Source organism: Chryseobacterium sp. P1-3 (genome assembly GCF_000738495.1).
Lineage (GTDB): Bacteria > Bacteroidota > Bacteroidia > Flavobacteriales > Weeksellaceae > Chryseobacterium > Chryseobacterium gallinarum.
The window spans coordinates 294,542-315,790 of the sequence record NZ_JPEQ01000010.1 but is presented as its reverse complement, the minus strand read 5'-3'; the positions used below and the strand labels follow the sequence as shown (position 1 = coordinate 315,790).

The 21,249-nt window shown below is 37.1% G+C and carries 17 protein-coding genes, 2 tRNA genes and 1 pseudogene; 14 read left to right on the top strand and 6 right to left on the bottom strand.

Going from position 1 to position 21,249, the window contains the following annotated elements:
• Nucleotides 1–230: 230 nt before the first annotated feature.
• The 3 genes from lysA to HX13_RS15710 form a co-directional block, all read right to left on the bottom strand.
• Complete coding sequence (lysA, locus tag HX13_RS15720; protein ID WP_174441950.1) at nt 231–1,430, bottom strand: diaminopimelate decarboxylase; 1,200 nt, start codon at nt 1,428–1,430, stop codon at nt 231–233.
• 237 nt (nt 1,431–1,667) lie between these two features.
• Nucleotides 1,668–2,891, bottom strand: coding sequence for a PolC-type DNA polymerase III (locus tag HX13_RS15715; RefSeq protein ID WP_050021853.1), 1,224 nt, complete (start codon nt 2,889–2,891; stop codon nt 1,668–1,670).
• A gap of 162 nt (nt 2,892–3,053) precedes the next feature.
• Nucleotides 3,054–4,580 carry a helicase HerA-like domain-containing protein gene (locus HX13_RS15710; RefSeq protein WP_050021852.1) on the bottom strand — a complete coding sequence of 509 codons (1,527 nt, stop codon included), beginning with the start codon at nt 4,578–4,580 and terminating at the stop codon, nt 3,054–3,056.
• Nucleotides 4,581–4,904: 324 nt separating this feature from the next.
• Here HX13_RS15710 and HX13_RS15705 point away from each other — a divergent pair, with 324 nt between their 5' ends.
• The 3 genes from HX13_RS15705 to HX13_RS15695 are packed head-to-tail and all read left to right on the top strand — an operon-like array spanning nt 4,905 to nt 7,006.
• Nucleotides 4,905–6,314, top strand: coding sequence for an MBL fold metallo-hydrolase (locus tag HX13_RS15705; RefSeq protein WP_050021851.1), 1,410 nt, complete (start codon nt 4,905–4,907; stop codon nt 6,312–6,314).
• A 1-nt stretch (nt 6,315) separates the two neighbouring features.
• On the top strand, nt 6,316–6,690 hold the full coding sequence (locus HX13_RS15700; RefSeq protein ID WP_050021850.1) for a rhodanese-like domain-containing protein: 375 nt from the start codon (nt 6,316–6,318) through the stop codon (nt 6,688–6,690).
• Nucleotides 6,691–6,706: 16 nt separating this feature from the next.
• Nucleotides 6,707–7,006 carry a thioredoxin family protein gene (locus tag HX13_RS15695; protein WP_050021849.1) on the top strand — a complete coding sequence of 100 codons (300 nt, stop codon included), beginning with the start codon at nt 6,707–6,709 and terminating at the stop codon, nt 7,004–7,006.
• Nucleotides 7,007–7,059: 53 nt separating this feature from the next.
• On the opposite strand, the gene HX13_RS15690 is transcribed toward HX13_RS15695, so the two are convergent.
• Nucleotides 7,060–7,812 carry a nitrilase-related carbon-nitrogen hydrolase gene (locus HX13_RS15690; protein WP_050021848.1) on the bottom strand — a complete coding sequence of 251 codons (753 nt, stop codon included), beginning with the start codon at nt 7,810–7,812 and terminating at the stop codon, nt 7,060–7,062.
• A 215-nt stretch (nt 7,813–8,027) separates the two neighbouring features.
• Between HX13_RS15690 and HX13_RS15685 the strand changes: the two genes are divergently transcribed.
• The 5 genes from HX13_RS15685 to HX13_RS15665 all read left to right on the top strand — a co-directional run bounded on the left by HX13_RS15685 (nt 8,028) and on the right by HX13_RS15665 (nt 13,494).
• Nucleotides 8,028–8,468 (top strand): DUF6646 family protein, encoded by a 441-nt coding sequence (locus HX13_RS15685; RefSeq protein ID WP_050021847.1) that lies wholly within the window; start codon nt 8,028–8,030, stop codon nt 8,466–8,468.
• A gap of 107 nt (nt 8,469–8,575) precedes the next feature.
• Nucleotides 8,576–9,934: an RIP metalloprotease RseP gene (gene rseP, locus HX13_RS15680; protein WP_238555399.1), complete on the top strand. Its 1,359-nt coding sequence runs from the start codon at nt 8,576–8,578 to the stop codon at nt 9,932–9,934.
• Nucleotides 9,935–10,148: 214 nt separating this feature from the next.
• Nucleotides 10,149–10,222 (top strand) — tRNA-Asn (locus HX13_RS15675).
• Nucleotides 10,223–10,595: 373 nt separating this feature from the next.
• Nucleotides 10,596–10,669: transfer RNA gene (locus tag HX13_RS15670), tRNA-Asn, on the top strand.
• A gap of 296 nt (nt 10,670–10,965) precedes the next feature.
• Entirely contained in the window at nt 10,966–13,494 is a 2,529-nt protein-coding gene (locus tag HX13_RS15665) for a DUF5686 family protein (protein ID WP_238555398.1), read from the top strand.
• 424 nt (nt 13,495–13,918) lie between these two features.
• Here the strand turns inward: HX13_RS15665 and rpmA are convergent, their stop codons facing one another.
• Both rpmA and rplU read right to left on the bottom strand, forming a co-directional pair.
• On the bottom strand, nt 13,919–14,176 hold the full coding sequence (gene rpmA / locus HX13_RS15660; protein WP_027372929.1) for a 50S ribosomal protein L27: 258 nt from the start codon (nt 14,174–14,176) through the stop codon (nt 13,919–13,921).
• A gap of 18 nt (nt 14,177–14,194) precedes the next feature.
• The gene (gene rplU, locus HX13_RS22160; protein WP_082129156.1) at nt 14,195–14,770 is read right to left on the bottom strand and encodes a 50S ribosomal protein L21; all 576 of its coding nucleotides are present in this window, start codon (nt 14,768–14,770) and stop codon (nt 14,195–14,197) included.
• Nucleotides 14,771–14,956: 186 nt separating this feature from the next.
• On the opposite strand from rplU, the gene HX13_RS15650 reads away from it, so the two are divergent.
• The 6 genes and pseudogenes from HX13_RS15650 (at nt 14,957) to HX13_RS15625 (ending at nt 21,248) form a co-directional block, all read left to right on the top strand.
• Nucleotides 14,957–15,847 (top strand): metalloprotease, encoded by an 891-nt coding sequence (locus tag HX13_RS15650; protein WP_050021845.1) that lies wholly within the window; start codon nt 14,957–14,959, stop codon nt 15,845–15,847.
• Between the two features lie 107 nt (nt 15,848–15,954).
• Nucleotides 15,955–17,044: pseudogene (locus tag HX13_RS15645) on the top strand (acyltransferase family protein).
• Between the two features lie 75 nt (nt 17,045–17,119).
• Nucleotides 17,120–17,698: a tRNA-(ms[2]io[6]A)-hydroxylase gene (locus HX13_RS15640; protein ID WP_050021844.1), complete on the top strand. Its 579-nt coding sequence runs from the start codon at nt 17,120–17,122 to the stop codon at nt 17,696–17,698.
• A gap of 24 nt (nt 17,699–17,722) precedes the next feature.
• A complete protein-coding gene (locus HX13_RS15635; protein ID WP_050021843.1) occupies nt 17,723–18,340 on the top strand; it encodes a DUF502 domain-containing protein in 618 nt (205 codons plus the stop codon).
• Nucleotides 18,341–18,429: 89 nt separating this feature from the next.
• Nucleotides 18,430–19,806 (top strand): tryptophanase, encoded by a 1,377-nt coding sequence (locus HX13_RS15630; protein WP_050021842.1) that lies wholly within the window; start codon nt 18,430–18,432, stop codon nt 19,804–19,806.
• A gap of 365 nt (nt 19,807–20,171) precedes the next feature.
• Nucleotides 20,172–21,248 carry an FAD-dependent monooxygenase gene (locus HX13_RS15625; protein ID WP_050021841.1) on the top strand — a complete coding sequence of 359 codons (1,077 nt, stop codon included), beginning with the start codon at nt 20,172–20,174 and terminating at the stop codon, nt 21,246–21,248.
• Nucleotide 21,249 lies beyond the last annotated feature (1 nt).

Genomic DNA, 21,249 nt, shown 5'->3' with positions numbered 1-21,249 from the left:
AGCATTAAACCCTGTATTTCTATCAAATTTAACCAATTAAATTGAACCATCCGTAGAATTTCAATGTTAAAAATTTGTAATTTTATTATCATTAAACTTAACAGGTTTTGAAAAACCTGTTAGGTTTACCAACGAAATTCTTTGTTATCAAAACCTAAAATTCATAATATTTTAAGTTGGGAACAAAAACGGCTGCCCAAAGGACAGCCGCTCATTTTATATGTTTTGATTTAAATAACTTCGATCTGATTTCTCAATAAATCCTCAAACTCATCTCTTTTACGGATCAGATGAGCTTTTCCGTCTAAGAATAAAACTTCTGCCGGCTTTAATCTTGAATTGAAATTTGAGCTCATCTCGAAGCCATAAGCTCCTGCATTATGGAATGCAAGGATATCTCCTTCACGTACTTCATTCAGTTTTCTATCCCAGGCGAAAGTGTCTGTTTCACAGATATTGCCGACTACTGTATAAATTCTTTCAGCTCCTTTCGGATTTGATAAATTTTCAATTACATGGTAAGAATCATAGAACATCGGACGGATCAGGTGATTGAAACCGGAATTGACTCCTACAAACACCGTAGCTGTCGTTTGCTTAATCACATTCGCTTTCACTAAAAGATATCCGCTTTTTCCCACTAAAAATTTCCCCGGTTCAAACCATAATTCGAATTTTCTTCCGGTTGATTTTGAAAACTCCCCAAGTACTCTTTCTACTTTTTTACCAAGTGTTTTAACGTCTGTTTCTTCTTCACTATCCTGGTAGGGAATTTTAAAACCGCTTCCCATATCCAGATATTTCAGGTTAGGGAAATGTTCAGAAAGCTCCAGCATAATATCCAAAGCCTGGAGAAATACTTCAGGATCTTTAATTTCACTCCCTGTGTGCATGTGAAGCCCTTCAACATTCACATTGGTGCTCTTCATCACTCTTTCAATGTGACGAAGCTGGTGGATGGAAATCCCGAATTTACTATCGATATGCCCTGTTGAAATTTTATAGTTTCCTCCTGCAAAAATATGCGGATTGATTCTTACAAAAATCGGATAAGAGTTTCCGTATTTATTCCCGAATTGTTCGAGTATAGAAATGTTATCAATGTTAATATGAACTCCGAAGGTCATAGCCTCTTCTATTTCAGCCAGGTCAACACAGTTTGGGGTAAACAATATTTTTTCCTTCGGAAATCCTGCTTTTAATCCAAGTTTAACCTCATTAATAGATACACAATCCAAAGAAGCACCCAGGTTCTTGACATACTTAAGGATATTGATGTTTGTCAACGCTTTTGCTGCGTAGAAGAACTTTGTGTGTTTTAAAAAAGAAGATGTAAGTTTCTCGTATTGAATTTTGATGGACTCCGCATCATACACATACACCGGGGTGCCAAACTCATTGGCAATCTTTAATAATTCTTTTGAATTCATAATTTCATTTTAACATAAAAAAAGGCAGATTCTTCGAAAAAGAGCCTGCCACATTAATTATTTTTTATGCAAGACAAGTCTTTTAAATATTCCAAACCTTAGAGAACTTTACAGCTCCCTTTTTTCCAGTTTTAATTTGTTTAAAAATTTGCATTGCTTCTTTTATTTTTTGCAAAAATACTATTTATTTTTTTATTCTGAGGAAATTGGTTGGAAAAGCACCCTGTTCTTTGTTGATCATTTTGGTAATGGTAATGTCTCAAAATCACCACGAAGCAGTGCCAGCTGCAATTCGTTGTTCAGATCTGCTGAGGATAACGGAAGGTCAATTTTCAATTTAGCCAGCTTACTGAGGGTTTGTATCTGGGTGAAAAGTTCATAAAAGCCAAAGGATATTACTTTGCCGTTTTCTATAATTAAAAACAACTTCTCTCCTAATTTCCTTCCCGCGCCCAGCCAGAGTTCATTTCTTTTTTTGAATTCTATCTTCTGTTTCAGTACGGCAGCATCTCCGAATTCTGCCATAGCTTCAATAAACTGGCTGGCTTTTGTTCCCTGGGTGAAAGACCTGAATTTCAGGATTGGCTTCTCTGTTTTGTTGAGTTTATTTTTTTCGACAACATATTTATTGTTCCTAAAATAAAGCCCGAAAGGCAGTACCTCTTTCTTTTTGATATTTTTAGAATTAAGGATCAGCTTGGCAATAATATCCGTTCCTGTAAGTTCAAAATTGATCTGTTCAACATCCTTCTGAATCTGTTCCCATTTTTTAGATTTGGAATTGAAAACCTTTTTCGAAAACTTATTAATATCCTGAACATAATCGGAAAAGATAATACGGCCGGCTTCATCCTGGAAATAGACAAATCCTTTATCATTAGGAAGATCCTGGGTTAGCTCTTTTATCTTATTGATGTAGGTTTTCGCATTGGTTTCTTCATGCTGCTTCTGAATGATCTCATTTTCCGTATCTTTTGAAATCAGCAGCTTGAACAGTTCCAGCGTTGCCCTTGCATCTCCTTCCGCTCTATGATGGTTCGTGAGTGGGATTCCCAATGACTTGACAAGTTTCCCCAATGAGTAACTTACCTCTTCGGGAATCAGTTTCTTAGCCAATGGAATGGTATCCAGCGTATTGGTTTTAAAATCATACCCCAGCCTTTTAAAAGACTGGCGCAGCATTCTGTAGTCAAACTCAATATTATGGCCTACCAATGTAGTATTTTCCGTAATCTCAATCACCCGGCGGGCAATTTCATGAAATTTCGGGGCCGTTTTTACCATTTTGGGAGTAATTCCGGTCAGCTTCTGTACGAAAGGAGTGATGTCGCTTTCAGGATTTACAAGAGAGATAAACTGGTCAGTAATTTTCTGGCCATCGTATTTGTAAATGGCAATATCTATAATGCATTCATGCCTATAACCTGCACCATTACTTTCTATATCTATAATTGAATACATTTAATTCCCGTTAACTGCTTTTAAATTTATAGTAAGCTTTTGTCCTCATTAAGTAAGCCGGCCTTTAGGGAATATTCCTCCATACATTGGCTCATTCTTAAAGACAACCTGCTAAAATAACAAAAAAATATATCAAAACATGGCAGACAGCCATATATTGCATTATCTCTTCCGTCCTCCCAGTCCAAACATACCAAGAATAGCTTTAGCCCCTTCTCTCATTAAAGTATTGGTAAAGGTTCTTCCTGCCTGGCTTTGTAATACCTGTTCAAACATCCCCGGCTCTTCTTTCACCTGCTTTGTTTTCTGTGTTGGGGCAGGATTTTGGGCTGCCTGCTCCATTCTGCTGGTTAGTATTTCATAAGCAGACTCCTTATCCAATGCTTCTTCGTATTTGGCTACTAAAGCAGATTTTCCGGTAAGTTCCGAAACTTCAGCGTCGTTCAGGACATCCATCCTCGATTCCGGAGAAATAAGATAGGTATGCACCAATGGAGTAGGGATTCCTTTTTCATCTAAAGCCGTAACAAACGCCTCTCCAATTCCCAAACTCTGTATAAGACTTGAAGCATTATAATATTCTGTTGTAGGATAATTTTCCACGGCTTTGGAAATTTCTTTTTTATCTTTCGCCGTAAAGCCTCTTAACGCATGTTGTATTTTCAGTCCCAGCTGAGACAACACATTCTCAGGGACATCACCAGGGATCTGGGTAATAAAATAAATTCCAACTCCTTTGGACCGGATCAGCTTCACCATTGTTTCAATTTGCGAAAGAAGTGCTTTTGACGCTTCATCAAAAATCAGGTGGGCTTCATCAATGAATAATACCAGTTTTGGTTTTCCACTATCCCCTTCTTCAGGAAATGTCATATAAATCTCCGCAAAAAGCGAAAGCATAAAGGTAGAAAAGAGCTGCGGCTTATTTTGAATATCGGATACCCTTAAAATATTCACCACTCCCTTTCCATCTCTTGTGGCAAGCAAATCCTGTACATCAAAACTTAGTTCACCAAAGAAATCTGCTGCTCCCTGTTGTTCCAATGCGACGATTGACCGTAAAATTGCCCCTAAAGAAGCCGGCGCTATGGATCCGTAGTTGGCTGCCAGCTCAGCTTTTCCCTGAGCATTGTCTGTGACGTACTGCAGAACTTTCTTAAGGTCTTTAAGGTCGATCAAAGGCAGTCCTTTATCATCACAATATTTAAAAACAATTGACATAATACTCTGCTGGGTATCATTCAATTCTAATATTTTACTTAATAAAACCGGCCCGAATTCTGTAACGGTAGCTCTCAGCTTTACCCCTTTTCCTCCTGAAATGCTCATCAGTTCTACCGGAAAACCTTGTGGGTTATAAGGAAGCTGCGTTTTGGCATATCTTTCTTCAATGATGGTATTCATCACCCCTGGTTCTGCTATTCCTGAAAAATCCCCTTTGATATCTAAAACAAGTGACGGAATTCCCGCATGGGAAAGCTGTTCTGCAAAAACCTGCAACGTTTTGGTTTTCCCGGTCCCCGTTGCTCCTGCAATAAGACCATGCCGGTTAATAGTTTTTAATGGAATGGTAACATTCACTTCGGGAACAACTTCTCCGTTCAACATCCCTTTCCCTAATATAATATGTTCTCCTTTTGGAGTATATCTAGCATTTAATTCTTCAATAAATTGTGCTTTGTCTGCCATTTGCTCTCTTTTTTTAACTTATAAATATAAAAGTTTTTATAAAATATTTGATAATAAAAACCATATTATATCATTAAGGATTGTTTTCAGATTCAACAAATTTATATGTAACTACGCGATAAGAAGCACAATACATATATTCAACAACATGATAAAAAACAGCATTTACAAATTAACATAATCTAAGGCATTCTTTTTGCTGAAATTAAAGGGCTCAGGAAGCTACTGAGAATGTAATATTGAAAGAAACTATCGATTGGATTTAACATTTCATTTACATTTCATCTAATACTTTGTATCTTTAACTAATAAAAAAAAGACCCAATGAAAATTGAACAAATATATACGGGCTGTCTGGCTCAGGGTGCCTATTATATTGTTTCAGAAAATGAAGCAGCCATTATTGATCCTCTAAGAGAAGTAAAGCCTTATCTGGATCGTCTGGAAAAAGATAATGTCACTTTAAAGTATATTTTTGAAACACACTTCCATGCTGATTTCGTATCAGGACATTTGGATCTAAGCAAGAAAACAGGTGCCCCTATTGTTTACGGGCCTACAGCTGCTCCTGAATTTGAGGCTATCATTGCGGAAGATTCCCAGATTTTTGAAATCGGGAAAATAAAAATAAAAGTTCTGCATACTCCGGGACACACTATGGAAAGCAGTACTTATCTTTTAATTGATGAAAATGGTACCGAGACCGCTATCTTCACAGGTGATACACTCTTCTTAGGAGATGTGGGAAGACCCGATCTTGCTCAGAAGGCAACCAACCTTACCCAGGAGGACCTTGCCGGGATCCTGTATGACAGCCTCCAGGATAAGATAATGCCTTTGAGTGATAGCATCACCGTTTATCCTGCACATGGTGCCGGCTCTGCTTGCGGAAAAAACATGCAGAAAGAGACCGTGGATACTCTGGGCAACCAAAAAAGAACCAATTACGCACTTAACCAGCCTGATAAGGCTTCTTTCATTAAGGAAGTACTTGATGGCCTTACCGCACCTCCTAAATATTTCGGGATGAATGTCGCTATGAACAAAAGTGGCTATGAAAGTCTGGATGTAGTAATGGACAAAGGCCTTCATCCTGTTGATGCTGAGGATTTCGAAGCTTTGGCAGAAGAAACAGGAGCTTTAATATTGGATACAAGAGGAGCCGCTGATTTCCACAAAGGATTTATCCCGAACTCCATCAATATAGGACTGAAAGGAGATTTTGCCCCATGGGTAGGAACTTTGATAGTAGACGTAAAACATCCTTTACTACTGGTAACGGATGAGGGAACAGAGGAAGAAGTTATTACCCGGCTTAGCAGAGTAGGATTTGATAATGTAGCAGGATATTTAAAAGGCGGATTTGAGGCCTGGAAGAATGCCGGTAAAGAAACTGATGAAATCAAAAGGATTACCCCCGCTGAATTTGCTGAACAATTTACAGAAAATGCCAGGATTATTGATGTCAGAAAACTGACAGAATATTCTGCAGAACATATTGAAAATGCATACAACAGACCTTTAGACACTATCAGTGACTGGGCCCGTAGTATAGATGATTCCGAACACTTCTTCCTTCATTGTGCCGGCGGATACAGAAGTATGATCGCTGCAAGCATCTTAAACTCTCATGGTATCAGAAATTTCACAGAGGTTGAAGGTGGTTTTAATGGAATTAAAAAAACAGGAAAACTTCCAACCACAGATTTTGTATGTCAATCCAAAACCTCATAAAATGAGAAAGACCGGATTAAAAGGAGCGGCTCTGATTTCAGCCTTTTTGTTAAGCGCTTGCCAGACAACCCATGTAGCAGAAACGTCCAAAGCAGATATTAAAGAGGTAATAAACAGTTCAGAAACCACTTTGGTAGACGTAAGAATACCTGAACAATATGCTGAAGGAACGGCAAAAAATGCCATTAATATTCCTTTATCTACAATTCAGAATAATCTGGAAAGTTTAAAAGGTAAAAAAGTGGTTGTTTTTTGCAATAAAGGTGTACAGGCAGATCAGGCTGTGGAAATTTTAAAGAAAAACGGAGTGGAAGTCTATGACGGAACAAGCTGGAAAAACGTAAAAGCCATCCAGGACGAAGCCAGCAATAAATAAACTAATACGACCAATTATGTCACAAAAATTCCAGGAAATTATTAATTCTGAAAGGCCCGTACTTATCGATTTTTTTGCAACATGGTGCCAGCCATGTAAAGTACAGTCATCAGTTTTAAACAGTGTAAAAGAAAATATCGGCGAAGGAGCCAGGATTATAAAAGTAGATGTAGATCAATATCCGGCTTTAGCGTCACAATACGGAGTTCGTGGTGTTCCTACACTGGCCATTTTTAAAAACGGGGAACTCTTATGGAAAGAAAGCGGAGTACATGATGTGAATACATTGACCCAGCTTTTACAGCAATATGCTTAATTAAATACTTATAAAAGGGCTAAGACGGTAAATCCGATCTCAGCCCTTTTATCTTATAACTGGATTGAGAAGCTGTCCCGATCATTTAAAAACTGAAAATGATTTCTGAAATCATCCAGCTCTTCCCTATTCAATTCCGCAGATACAAGATTTCCGGTCTTTTGTGAAATTTCTTTCCCGTCTGCAAAGAAACAATGAGAACTTTCCTGATAAAACAGTTTATTCCCATCTGTTCCTATTCTGTTTAATCCAAAAACAAAAGATAGATTTTCAATTGCCCTTGCTTTTAGAAGGTGCTCCCAGGCCTCTACTCTTTTCTCAGGCCAGTTGGCAACATATAATATAGCGTCATAATCATCATTATTTCTTGCAAAAACAGGAAAGCGAAGGTCATAGCATACCTGGAGCAGAAACCGTATGCCTTTATATTCTACAATGATCCTGTTTTTTCCCGGAGTGTACACCTTATCTTCTCCGGAAAAGGAAAATAAATGGCGCTTGTTGTAGAATGATATTTCTCCTCCGGGCTGTACAAAATACATTCTGTTATAAAATTTCCCGTATTGCTCAACCGGAGCGCTGCCACAAAATGCAGCATTTTTTTCTTTTGAAATTTTTTTCAAAAACCCGAGGGATTCTTCATGCCTGTCTGAAACTTCTGAAGCATCCATACAGAAGCCTGTGGAAAACATTTCAGGAAGAATAAATAAATCTGCTTCCTGATTCTGAAGCTCACGTTCTATTGTTTCAAAATTTTCAGTCTTATTTTTCCAGATGATATCCAAATTGAGTCCTACAACTTTCATTACTTTACTTTTAATTATTATAATGATGTATAAAAATACATCTTTTATATTACAAAATAATATCCGAAGGAATAGATCATCCCCAGATATGCTATTTTAGGTTGAAATTTCTTAATAATTTATTAAAGTCTCTCAATTTTATTGTATTGAATATCTTTCGGTTTTATTTTTGATGCAGATATTTTTTATTACAATCATTAAAAAAATAGAAATTTATGAAGAAATTGGTTTTTATGGTGATGATTTTCTTTTGTGGAGCAATGGCTAATGCCCAGGCCTATACCGGAAAAGGAGATCAAAAAATTCAACTGGGTCTGAATGCCTGGGGGTATGGAACCGGAATTACAGGAACCTATGATTATGGTCTTAACAAACTGCTCTCAGTAGGAGGTGGTCTGAATGCTTATTTCAGCAATTATAAAGACAATGATAAAGACAATCGTGTTTTTGTTTTTGGAAGGCTGAATTTTCATTTGAATGATGCCCTGAATCTTCCCGCAAAATGGGATATTTATCCGGGAGTGGATGTAGGAGTACTCGGGAAAGATTTTGGAATCGGAGCACATATCGGGGCTCGTTACTTTTTCACTGAAAAAATCGGCGTATTTGCTGAGGTGGGAAACAACGGAAGTCTTGGAGTTTCTTTCAATTTATAATCAAAAACGTCTTTAAATATGACAAAGCTTCTCGTTTCGGGAAGCTTTTTTATTTGGCATAGTTTTGATAATTGTTACCTTTGCAAATTAAAATCTAAAACTTATTAATGGAAATAGCAATCAAACTCTTCCAGTTCATTCTGAGTATTTCTATATTAGTGCTTCTTCATGAGCTTGGGCATTTTTTACCCGCAATATGGTTCAAAACCAGGGCAGAGAAATTTTTCCTGTTCTTTGACCCTTATTTCTCGATATTCTCAATGAAGAAAATCAACGGAAAATGGCAGTATAAATTTTTATCCAAGAATTTGCCTGATTCTGAAGTAATAGAAGTAAACGGAAAGAAGGAAGAAGTTCCTATCGATATATCAAAACTTCCGGACAACGACTGGAGAAAGCATCCTGAACAAACCAAGTACGGGATCGGGTGGCTTCCTTTCGGTGGGTATGTAAAAATTGCCGGAATGGTAGATGAAAGCATGGATACAGCTCAGATGAAAAAACCGGCTGAACCATGGGAATTCAGGTCTAAACCGGCATGGCAGAGACTTATTATTATGCTGGGGGGAGTTACTGTCAATTTTTTCCTGGCATGGCTTATCTATAGCTGTCTTTCGTTCTTCAATGGAGAAACCTATACAGATATAACAAAATTCAGTAATGGAATTGAAGCCACTGCTGCCGGAAAGAAAATGGGCTTTCAAAACGGAGATAAAATCATCAGTGTGGATGGAAAGCCTGCTGAGAGACTGGAGAACACATCAATCAACATCCTTTTAGGAGATCAGGTTACTGTGTTAAGAAACGGTCAGGAAGTAACTTTTCCTGTAAATGCAGATGGTGTTGCAGATGTTCTTAAGCAAAAAGAAGCTAAATTATACATTACCCCAAGGGTTCCAATGGTGATTGATTCCCTGGCAACTCCTTCTTCGCAGGCTTCAGGTCTGGCAAAAGGAGATAAAGTTGTAGGAATTAATGGTAAAAAAGTAACTTTCTTTGATGAAGTATCTTCGCTATTGGCAGAAAATAAAGGAAAGACCATAAGCATAGAGGTAGAAAGAAACGGGGCTGTACAAACATTACCTGCGGTTTCAGTTGATAAAAACGGAAAGCTGGGTGTGGCGCTGGATACTAAAGGAATTGCAAAATCTATTGTAACCAATAAAAAATATTCTTTCGGGGAAGCTATTCCAAGAGGATTCACAAGAACTATTGAAGCTTTAACTACTCAGGTAAAGCAATTCAAGATTATGTTCAATTCTAAAGTTCAGGGATATAAAAATGTAGGAGGTCCTATTGCAATTGTAAAAAATATGCCGGTAGACAAGGATGCCAACGGAAGTTTCACAATTAACTGGGCTGCTTTCTGGAGCTTTACCGCTATGTTCTCTGTATGGCTGGCATTCCTGAATCTTATTCCTATTCCGGGGCTTGATGGTGGGCACGTTTTTATTTACTCTTTATGAAATTATTGTAGGTAAACCTGTTCCTCAGAAAGTATTGGAAAACGCTCAGATGATTGGCGTTATCTTCCTGTTAGGCTTGATGTTAGTAATTTTTGGTAGTGACATCTTCAAGATCTTTACAGGAAAATTATAATTTTTTTGGAAATTTTCCTAAAAAATATTTGTAGGGTATAAATATTCGTCCTATATTTGCACCACTTAAAACAAAGGACATTCCTCCTTAGCTCAGTTGGTTAGAGCATCTGACTGTTAATCAGAGGGTCGCTGGTTCGAGCCCAGCAGGAGGAGCAAAAGACTTACAGAAATGTAGGTCTTTTTTTTGCCCGAAAAGAAAGACGAATTAAGAATGAAGTATAAAGCTGGGGAATTAGATTATTTATATTTTGTCTTTTAAATTTGATTTTCATCTAATGTTATAATTGAAAATAGCAAGGTAGAAGCAATTTCATTGCCCTTTCTAGCCTACGAACATCCATACATCCACTATCAAAAATTTCAAAAACATTAACTTATTTTTTCTACACTGAATTTCCAGAACTGAAATTAAAAATATTTCGTATTGAAACTCAATGTATTTAGCCTAAATTTATCGATAATCAGGGAGAAAACTTGACTGATATTAATATTCCTCCTATATTTGCACCACTTAAAACAAAGACATTCCTCCTTAGCTCAGTTGGTTAGAGCATCTGACTGTTAATCAGAGGGTCGCTGGTTCGAGCCCAGCAGGAGGAGCAGAAAGACTTACAGAAATGTAAGTCTTTTTTTTATTATATTCAATTTATACCTGTTCCTCCATATTGGGTAATAAACTCCACTCCTATTACTACTTTCCGTTTACTCTTTAATTTCCTGATTCTTCATCTTTTAGCCTATAAAATTTCATATTTAATTTTTAGTAAATCGTAGTATTATTTTCGTTACATTTTGCTGTTTTACGTAGAATAAAATTTTTTTTTCTACTTTTTTTCAAATTTTTTTAAAAATAAACTGCATACTTTTTTGTTTGTGCTAATTGCTTGAAGAAACGAATGATGTTAAACAATAATTCTAAACACAATTTTATATTATTTTTCCTGTTTTTCACTGGTTTAGCGTGGGCCCAAAATAAAGCCAGCGGTAAAATTGTGGATGAAAAAAGCAATAAAGAACTCAGCAAAGTAGATATCTTTATCAACGATAATAAAACACCTTCCCTTACCACTACTTCGGGCAACTTTATGGTGCAGTCTGACAGTATTATTACCAAGTTAAGGTTTTCCAAAAAAAATTATACCACAGAAACATTTGATGTTACCCCTGAAAACGCTGAAAACATTTTCGTACAGCTTTCCCAGGCAAAGGTGAGCAGTATTCAGGAAATTGTCATCAACAGCGGAAAACCGAAGTACAAAAACAAAAAAGAAAACCCCGCCTATGCCATCATGCAGAAAGTATGGGCACGGAAAAGGAATAACGGGCTGGAAAAGTTTGATACCTATTCCTATAAAGAGTATGAAAAAACCCAGTTTGACCTCAACAACATAGACAGCGCTTTCATGAAGAAGAAAATTTTCAAAAAACTGGATTTCATCTTCAGTTACGCAGATTCTACCGCAAGCGGAAGATTGGGGCTTCCCATTTTCCTGAATGAAGCCGTTTATGAAAATTACGGAAAAAACAAACCGGAAAAAGATAGCAAAAGAACGCTTGTTGCACAAAAGACTTCCGGATTTCAGGATAACCAGGTCATCACCGTTTCTGCAAAGAACCTCTACAGGGACATTAATATTTATGACAATACCCTGAATTATTTTGATATCGGGTTTCAAAGCCCTGTAGGAACGGATGGATTTGGCACCTATGATTATAGCCTGGTAGACACTATTACTGTTCATGGTGAGAAAGCTTTCCATATCAGATATCAGCCTAAAAGAAAAGATGTACTCGCCTTTCAGGGTAATCTGTATATTGACACTGATACTTATGCTGTTTTAGGAGCTACCTTAAAATCTACCCAGAAAATAAATGTCAACTTCGTCAACAGTGTTTCTACCGAACTGGAATACGACAATCCTGATGAAACAACGTTTCTTCCTAAAAAGCTGGTTACCGAGTTTGAAATAAGTCCTTTTTCAAAAAAGAGAGGGTCTAAAAGCATTATTGCCAAAAGATCCGTGGATTATTCCAATTATGAGTTCAATAAACCTTTAGATCCCAGTGTTTTTAAACGAAAGGAAGAAGAGTATGAAGATAAATTCACCGACAAGGATGAGGCTTACTGGGCAAAAGCCAGGCCTGACACTTTATCCAAGTCTGAACAAGGTGTATATAAAATGTTGGATCAACTGCAGCAGACCCCTAAATTCAACCGGATGGTAAAGCTGTTTGAAACCCTTGGTTCCCGTTACTATAATGCTTTTAAAGGAGTAGATTTAGGACCAATTTTTTCTGTCTATGGCAGAAACGAAGTAGAAGGAGACAGAATAAGGATAGGGGCAAGATCTTATTTTGGATTAAATGATCCATGGAGGGTTCAGTTTTATACAGCGTACGGCTTCAAAGATCAACAGGTAAAATATGGTGTTGATGCAAGGTTCATGTTCAACAGGCTTAACCGGTTTATGATTGGTGCAGGAACCAGCAGGGATATCGTTCAGCTTGGCGGACAGCTTACATCAGGAGATGGAGTTGCTTCCAGATCCTTATCGTCAAGTACCTTTTTCGCCAGAGGAGAAAATATATCATTAAGCTCTGTAAACCAGACTAATGTTTTTGTAGCAATCGAACCCTGGAAAAACATTCAGTTCAGAGTAGACGGAGTAATGCAGAGTATTAAATCTGCCATTCCCGAGAAGTTCAACCTTATGTATTACCAGGATGGGCAATTAAGAAAAACAGTAAACGATTCTCACGTTACAATCAGTGTCATCGCAAAACCTGGTGCTAAATTCTCTCAAACAGGGATAGACCGGTACCAGGCAAGAAACTTAGCTCCCACTATCGTACTGAGATATACCCGTGGTATTGAAGGACTTTTTAATGCCGATTTTAATTATGACAAATTACAATTTATGTTTTATAAACCCTTTCTTATTGGAACATTGGGTAAAACAGTTGTCAATTTTGAGGCAGGAAAGAACTTCAATACTGTTCCTTTAGCATTGCAGAATATAATCCCGGCCAATCTTTCATATGGGCTGGTTCCTAATACATTTTCACAGCTTAATTACTATGAGTTCGTAGCTGATGCTTACACCACCCTTCATCTGGAGCATCATTTCAATGGTAAACTGCTTTCTTATATTCCTTTAATCAAGAAATTAAAGTTCAGGGAGGTTGCATTCATCAGGGCGGCATACGGAACTTTAAGTGATGCTTCTAAGGCTATCAACGTTGAAGGCTTTAAATATTCTGCTCCAAGTGAACATATTTATTACGAGTATGGATTTGGCATTGAAAACATAGGAATAGGCAATCTAAGACTCTTCAGAGTAGATTTTAACTGGAGAGGAAATTATCTTGACAGACCAGATATTTCCAAGTTTGGCGTTAAAGCCGGAATTCAGGTAGGATTTTAAATAGTTTCATCTATAATAATAAACAGTTGGGCGGCTTCTTCGAAGCCGCCCAACTTTATTTCCAATTGTGATTTAATTTCATCAATACCGGATAATTAAAAGCTAAATGCTTAGAACATCTTTCTCAATTATTAATAGCATCCACATCCGTCTTCTACATCCAGTAAACAACGCATCTTCTGCTTAGGGGTTGGTCCGCACCATATATCGCATGGATAGGTTTGGGTGGACACAATGCCGCACTGCCATTAATTGCCTTGAGGCTCTTCTTGGTTAATTTTTTAATTTTGATAATTCGTTTTAATGTTTGCCTACTCTACATGCTTTTCGGCTATCGCAATTTACTGAAAACAAATAGTCAACACGCACAAAAAAGCCTCTGCAAAATAATGCAGAGGCTTTTATTTTTTTATAAAACGCTTGATTACGCGTTTGGTTCTACAGATACGAAAGATCTGTTGTTTGCTTTCTTTCTGAAAACTACTTTACCATCTACTAATGCAAACAAAGTGTGGTCTTTACCGATTCCCACGTTATCACCTGGGTGGTGCTGAGTACCTCTTTGTCTAACAATAATATTTCCGGCAATAGCTGCTTGTCCTCCGAAAATCTTCACACCTAATCTTTTAGAGTGAGACTCTCTACCGTTCTTGGAACTACCGACTCCTTTCTTGTGTGCCATTTTATTAGTGGATTATTATTATTTGTTAAGTGCTTTAAAGTTTTCGATATTCTTAGCGATTGCTGCATCTACATCTTCATGAGTAAGAACATCTTTACCTAATTCAGCTTTTACTTCTTTACCTAAAGCGATTAAAGCTTCTCTGTTTTCTTTAGACTGAGACAATCCGTTTTTCTTAAGGTGGTAGTTCAATTCGTGATCTTCACCAAAGTTAACAGTTGCGTTGTCAGAAAGAACTTCTCCTTTCACAGTTTCTTTTTTAGCAGCTTTTTTAGCTCCGCCCTCAAAACCTGTAATACCAGTGATTACAATTTGAGTTAAAGATTGTCTGTGACCGTTTTTCACTTTGTAACCTTTTCTTCTTTTCTTTTTGAAAACGATTACTTTATCAGCTTTTACGTGATCAAGAATCTCTGCTTCTACAGTGATTCCGCTTACAGCTGGGGCGCCTACAGTGATTGCACCGTTTACAGTAAGAAGAACTTTATCGAAAGAAACTTTTCCTCCTTTGTCTCCTTTTAAACGGTTTACAAACAACTTCTGGTCTTGCTCAACTTTGTATTGAAGCCCTGCTATTTCTACAATTGCAAACATTTGTTTATAAAAATTTTTTAGTTATTTCGAGGTGCAAATATACAAATAAAATTCTAATCTGCTTACAATCAAAGCAATGTTTTTTCAAAATTCACCTATTCACTATGTCTTGAATAATTTTTAACATTAAAGTATTCACACATATAAGAATATTTCATACCTTCGTTTTACCAAACTAATTTATATATGAAAAGAAACTTTAATCTCTGCTTTTTAGCAGGTGCCATTGCTGTATCTTCATTGACGGCATGTAGTGATGACAAAATGGATGACACTGTCCAGCCACAAGAAAATCTTAGCGCAAAAATTGAACAACCCGGAGACCGTGAAAAAGTTTGCTATTATGTAGACAATAACTGGAGCTCCACAGCTGTTTTGCTAACAGGTCTTCAAAGTTCTGCAGACACCAATTTTATGAATTCCCAAATGACTAAAATTGCCGGCATGTGGGGAAGAAGCAATCCAACGCTGAGATTTGTAAATGACCCTTCCAATTACAATTCCACGTACAATGCTATTTCTTATTCTACAGGAAAGATATACTACGGATATGCTATCTATTATGATGCAAAAGCAAAAGGTGGTGATATCGTAAATGCAATGATTCTGGCTCATGAATACGGACATCAGCTACAGTACATTTTCGGGCTTCCTTCAGTAAATGAAAACACAGCAAGACCCAATGAGCTGGAAGCAGACGGCTTTGCAGGGTACTATCTTAGAAATCCTAATGGCTACAACAAAACCACCTTCTCGGAGATTGCTGCCGCTTATGAATTTGCACAAAGCATCGGGGATTACCAGACTTCAAGTCCCAATCATCATGGAACACCTGCACAAAGAAGATCTGCCGTACGTTTAGGATTCCTTTTAGCACAGGCTAATTCTAATCTTACAGCATCCAGCTTTGATTATAACTTCTTCTATTATTATCAGGGAGTTCTTAATGGCACTTACAAAATGGCTAAGAATACGGTAAGTCCAGAAGTTGATGCGTATATGAGCCAATATATTGACGAGCTTAGAAAAATTCAGACCGGGGAAATTTCTGCGGAAGAATTCAAACACTTAAAATAAACAAACATTCATTTTTAGCATATTTTAAGAAGGAGGCAGACGTAATTGTTCTGCCTCTTTTTTATTTAACAGAAGTTTATTTACTTTTGAACCATATTTGATACAATATGAACAGAGATCTTTATATTGATTTTGCCAAAGGAATGGCAACCCTCTCCATTATATTCATTCATACCGCCTTCTGGTCCGGACAGTTTTATATTCCTGCAGAAGTGAGGGTCTTTTCTCTGGTATTTGATGTAGCGCTTTTCTATGCGTTAAGCGGAATTACCTCAGGAGCAAACATTGAAAAAACCTTTTACAGATTATTAAAATTACAGATTACTTATATGATTTTTGTAACGCTTTTGTTCTTTTTAGATTATTTCTTCAAGGTTTTCGGGTTAAGTTTCTTTTCTATGGAGTGGCTTCAGGGCTTTTACTCTACATTTGGGTCAAAATATGCTACAACAGATATTTCCACCACACCGCAGTGGCAGAATCTCGGAAACTGGTACCTTCACCAATATACTAATACCGATACATTCCCGGTAGTCATGGGAAGCTTTTGGTATCTCAAAGTCTATTTCATACTTACCGTATTTGGGGTACTTATCCTCAGGTTTTTCCCCAAACATATCAACTGGTTTATAGGCCTTTGTGCCGTTTTAACTTTGCTATTCAACATGGTACCGGAATATTATCCAACGGGGCAGGTAGGATATATAGCATTTTATCTTGCCGTTTTTTTTAGTCGGCCATAAAATGCGTGGAAAGAAAATCCCCAAAAACATCATTCCTGTATTATATGCCCTGGTTGCCTGTCTCTTAATCGGAATGTTCTGGTATTACGGAAATGACATTTTCTATAAAATCAATAAAAATAAATTCCCTCCTAAAATTCCTTATATTATCTGGGCCCAGTTTTCCCTTTTAACCCTATTTGTTCTTTATAACAGGCTAAAGATTACAAAAGATAATATCATCACCTATATTGGGAAGAATGCTATATTCTTCTATTTTGCTCAGGGAATAAGTTCATCGCTGGTGTATTTCCTTGTGGTTCCTTTAAAGGAAATTATGCCTTGGTGGATTTTAATGATTATCATTTACAGTATTAATATTATCCTGGCATTTATTATTTCGGCAGGGTTGAAAAAGGTAGATACCTTAGGCTGGAATATTCTGGAATTTTTAAGAAGAAAGACTACTTCTTAAGACTTTCGTGACTAAATTGAAATAAACTTAAGTTTTCTTATTTCAATTTGTTTAAATTTACAAAAATTTTATAACATGTTTAAGTTGAAACTTCCTACCGATCCAAGGTGGGCAAATATTGCTGAAGGAAACATTGGAGAAATTTTAACGGATCATGCCTGGTGTGAGCAAAAAGCTGCTACCAATGCCATTACATTGATCACGATGCTTCCCGAATATCCTGAAATTGTTACAGAGCTGCTGGCTATAGCACAGGAGGAGCTGGACCACTTCAATCAGGTTCACGAGATTATTAAGAAACGAGGTTATACTTTTGGAAGAGCAAGAAAGGATGATTATGTGAATGAACTGGCAAAATTTATTATTCAGGGGAGCAGAGAAGATCTGATTGTAGATAAAATGCTTTTTGCCGCCATGATTGAAGCCAGAAGCTGCGAAAGATTTAAAGTGCTTACAGAAAATATCAAAGATGAAGAACTGAAAGTTTTCTACAGGGAGCTGATGATCTCTGAGGCTAATCACTATACAACATTCATTGGATTCGCAAGACAGCTCGGAGATCCGGATAAGGTGAACCAGCGCTGGGATGAATGGCTGGAATATGAAGCAAACATTATCAAATCCTACGGAAATAAAGAAACCATTCATGGTTAAAATATAAACAGTAAAGAACAAACGTTGAAGAAGTCCGCTTTTGAAAATATAGCCAACCTTTTCCTGAAAAACTTTTTTCAGGGGCTGGTAATTATTGGTCCGATAGGGCTTACCATTTTTGTGATCTGGTATATTGTAAGCGCTATTGACAATCTTGTGCCTTCTCTTGCCAGACAGGTTCCTGGACTTGTTTTTGTCTCTACTATATTGTTTACTGCTATTTTAGGATACCTGGGTAATAAATTCGTTGTAGGCAGGTTCTTTTTTGATACCATGGATAGCCTGTTGGAAAAAACACCCGGAGTAAAACATATCTATACCCCCACAAAAGATGTTATGTCTTCATTTGTGGGTGATAAGAAAAAATTCAACGATCCTGTCTGGGTAAAAACCAACGAAAATCCTGAAATATGGAGAATCGGTTTTTTGACACAAAAAGAAATGGCAGACGTTGATAAACATAATTACGTTGCGGTATACCTTCCCCATTCCTATGCGATTTCGGGCTGGGTAATTGTTACTGAAGAAAAAAACATCAAACCTGTAGTAGGTATGACTGCTGCTTCAGCAATGAAGTTTGCGGTAAGCGGCGGTGTGGCCGGGTTCCATTCTGATGAAAACATATTTAAAGCTCCGGAGTAATTTCTTCACTCCCCTTTACTTACTTTGATGAATTTGAAATTATTTTCAAACCATTTTCTTATCAACAATTTAAAAAACATACTTATCCCATGAATTTACCGTACGCGGAACCCTTCCGCATTAAAATGGTGGAAGAAATCCGTCTATCCACAAGAGAGGAAAGAGAACAATGGCTGAAAGAAGCCAGATACAATCTTTTCAACTTAAAATCCTCACAGGTTTATATTGATCTTTTAACAGACTCAGGAACAGGAGCTATGTCCGACAGGCAATGGGCTGCTCTCATGACCGGAGACGAAAGCTACGCAGGATCCCGTTCGTTCGAACAGCTTCAAAATACCGTTGAAAAAATTACAGGTTTTAAATATTTATTGCCAACCCACCAGGGAAGAGCAGCTGAAAATGTTCTTTTTTCAGTGCTGGTGAAAGAAGGGGATGTAGTTCCCGGCAACTCTCATTTCGATACCACAAAGGGACATATCGAATTCAGAAAGGCGCATGCCATCGATTGTACCATTGATGAGGCTTTTGATATCAATGACCTTCATCCTTTTAAAGGAAATATCAATCTTGAAAAACTGGAAGAAGTTTACAAAAGCCACCCGAAGGAAAATATCCCTTTTTGCTTGATTACCATTACCTGTAATTCTTCGGGGGGACAACCTGTTTCTCTGGAAAACATGAAAGCTGTGAAAGAACTTTCCGATCGATATGGAATCCCTGTCTTTTTTGATTCGGCGAGATTTGCAGAAAATGCTTACTTCATAAAAAAAAGAGAAAAAGGGCAGGAAAACAGAAGTATCAAGGAAATCTGTAAAGAAATCTTTTCATACGGGGATGGAATGACAATGAGTTCTAAAAAGGATGGATTAGTAAACATCGGAGGTTTCATTGCGCTGAATAGTGAAGAGGTTTTCAGAAAAGCTTCCAATTTCACCATCATCTATGAAGGGTTTATTACCTACGGGGGAATGGCAGGAAGAGATATGGCTGCATTAGCTGTAGGACTGGATGAAGCCACAGAATTCGCATATCTTGAAAGCAGAATCTCCCAGGTGGAATATCTCGGAAATAAACTAATTGAGTACGGAATTCCCGTACAAAAACCGATCGGAGGGCATGCCGTGTTTATTGATTCTTTAAACTTCCTTCCCAATATTTCCCGCGAGGAATATCCGGCCCAGACCCTGGGACTTGAAATTTATAAAGAAGCCGGTATCAGAACAGTGGAAATCGGTACTCTATTAGCCGACAGGGATCCGGAAACAAGACAAAACCGTTATCCGAAGCTTGAACTGGTACGCCTGGCAATTCCCCGAAGAACCTATACCAATAATCACATGGATTATATTGCTGCAGCGATTAAAAACGTTTATGAAAGACGCGAGGAAATTTCTAAAGGGTATAAAATTGTCTGGGAGCCTGAAATTTTAAGACATTTTACGGTTCAGCTTGAAAAAGCATAAAAAACAAGGCTGTTTCAAAGGTCTAAAAACAGGCTTTTTTGAAACAGCCTTTTCTTTCTGAGAATATACCTCTTTCCTATTCTCCCCTGGTTTTATTCTCTTTCTTAAAACCTTTCCGGCATATACTTATCCTAATTCTTTTCTTCAATAAAAAATTTAATCAACCACTGTTTTTCTTCCGGTATCTGTAAACAGGTCCGTTAACATATTTCCGGTTGTAGTTAATTTCTATCCAAAACTAAAATTTAAAAATCTTTTTTTGTGTTTTTTGAAAAATATGAATCTATTTAAATTTACATTTGCAGTTTCCTTAAAATTTTGCAATTTGAAATTTAAGCACTAACCTGAAAACATATTATTCCGAAATGAAAAATATTGCTGTCGTGGGCGCTGGTATTTCCGGTTTGAGCATGGCGAATTACTTAGAAAAACACAACTTAGACTATCATATTTTTGAAAGAAGAAAGAAAGAAGATCTGGCAGGACATGGATTTCTTCTTCCACAGGAAGGTCTTGAATATCTTTCCCGGATCATAGACTGTCAGCTTCTTTATGAACAGGGAAATTTTTTAGAAAAATATATACAATATTCTCACAAAGGAAAAATGCTTGCCGAAAAGAATCTTGATCGTGTTTTTGCTATTTCAAGGCAGGCATTAATCAATATTCTGTCTCAAAACATTTCCCAGGAAAAAATAACTTATGGAAAAACCGTCACCCTTTATGATATAGAAAAAGGGAAACTACAGTACAAGGATGGAAGCTATATGAATGCCGATTTTACCATTATCGCTGATGGCTCAAAAAGCCGTATCAGGGGAGAAGTATTCAAAGAAGAAACAATCAGAACTGTGAGAGAAAGCGAAGTTGTTAATATTGTTAAAAATAAAGATATAGCCCAGTCCATCAGTAATGATTTCATGAAATTTCATCATGAAAAAGGAGGGCTTACTTTCGGGATCCTTAAATTATCTGCGGATACTATTCTATGGTATTCTCAGTTTGATAATGAGAAATATAAGATTAATGAATGTCCTCCCCAGAATTTAAAAGCCTATATGCTTGATATTTTTAATGAATGGCATTCCCTCATTCCATCGATTATTCTGCAATCGGACTATGAAAATGTTCATCTATGGCATGTTTATGAATTGGAAAAACTCAATCCGTTTTATAAGGACAAAATCGTTTTCATAGGAGATGCAGCACATCCTCTTATACCATTTACAAGCCAGGGAGTAACCTCAGCATTGAAAGATTGTTTTGCCTTAACGGAATATTTAGTTGAAAAAAGGAATATTTACGATGCTTTCAGGAAATATGAAGAAGAAAGAAAACCGGAAATTGAAATCCATATTAAAAACGGAAGAGTTTTATTAAATCAGTTCCTTTTGCCTCTTAATCAATACACAGAAAATATTTTACCCATATCTTATAAATAAA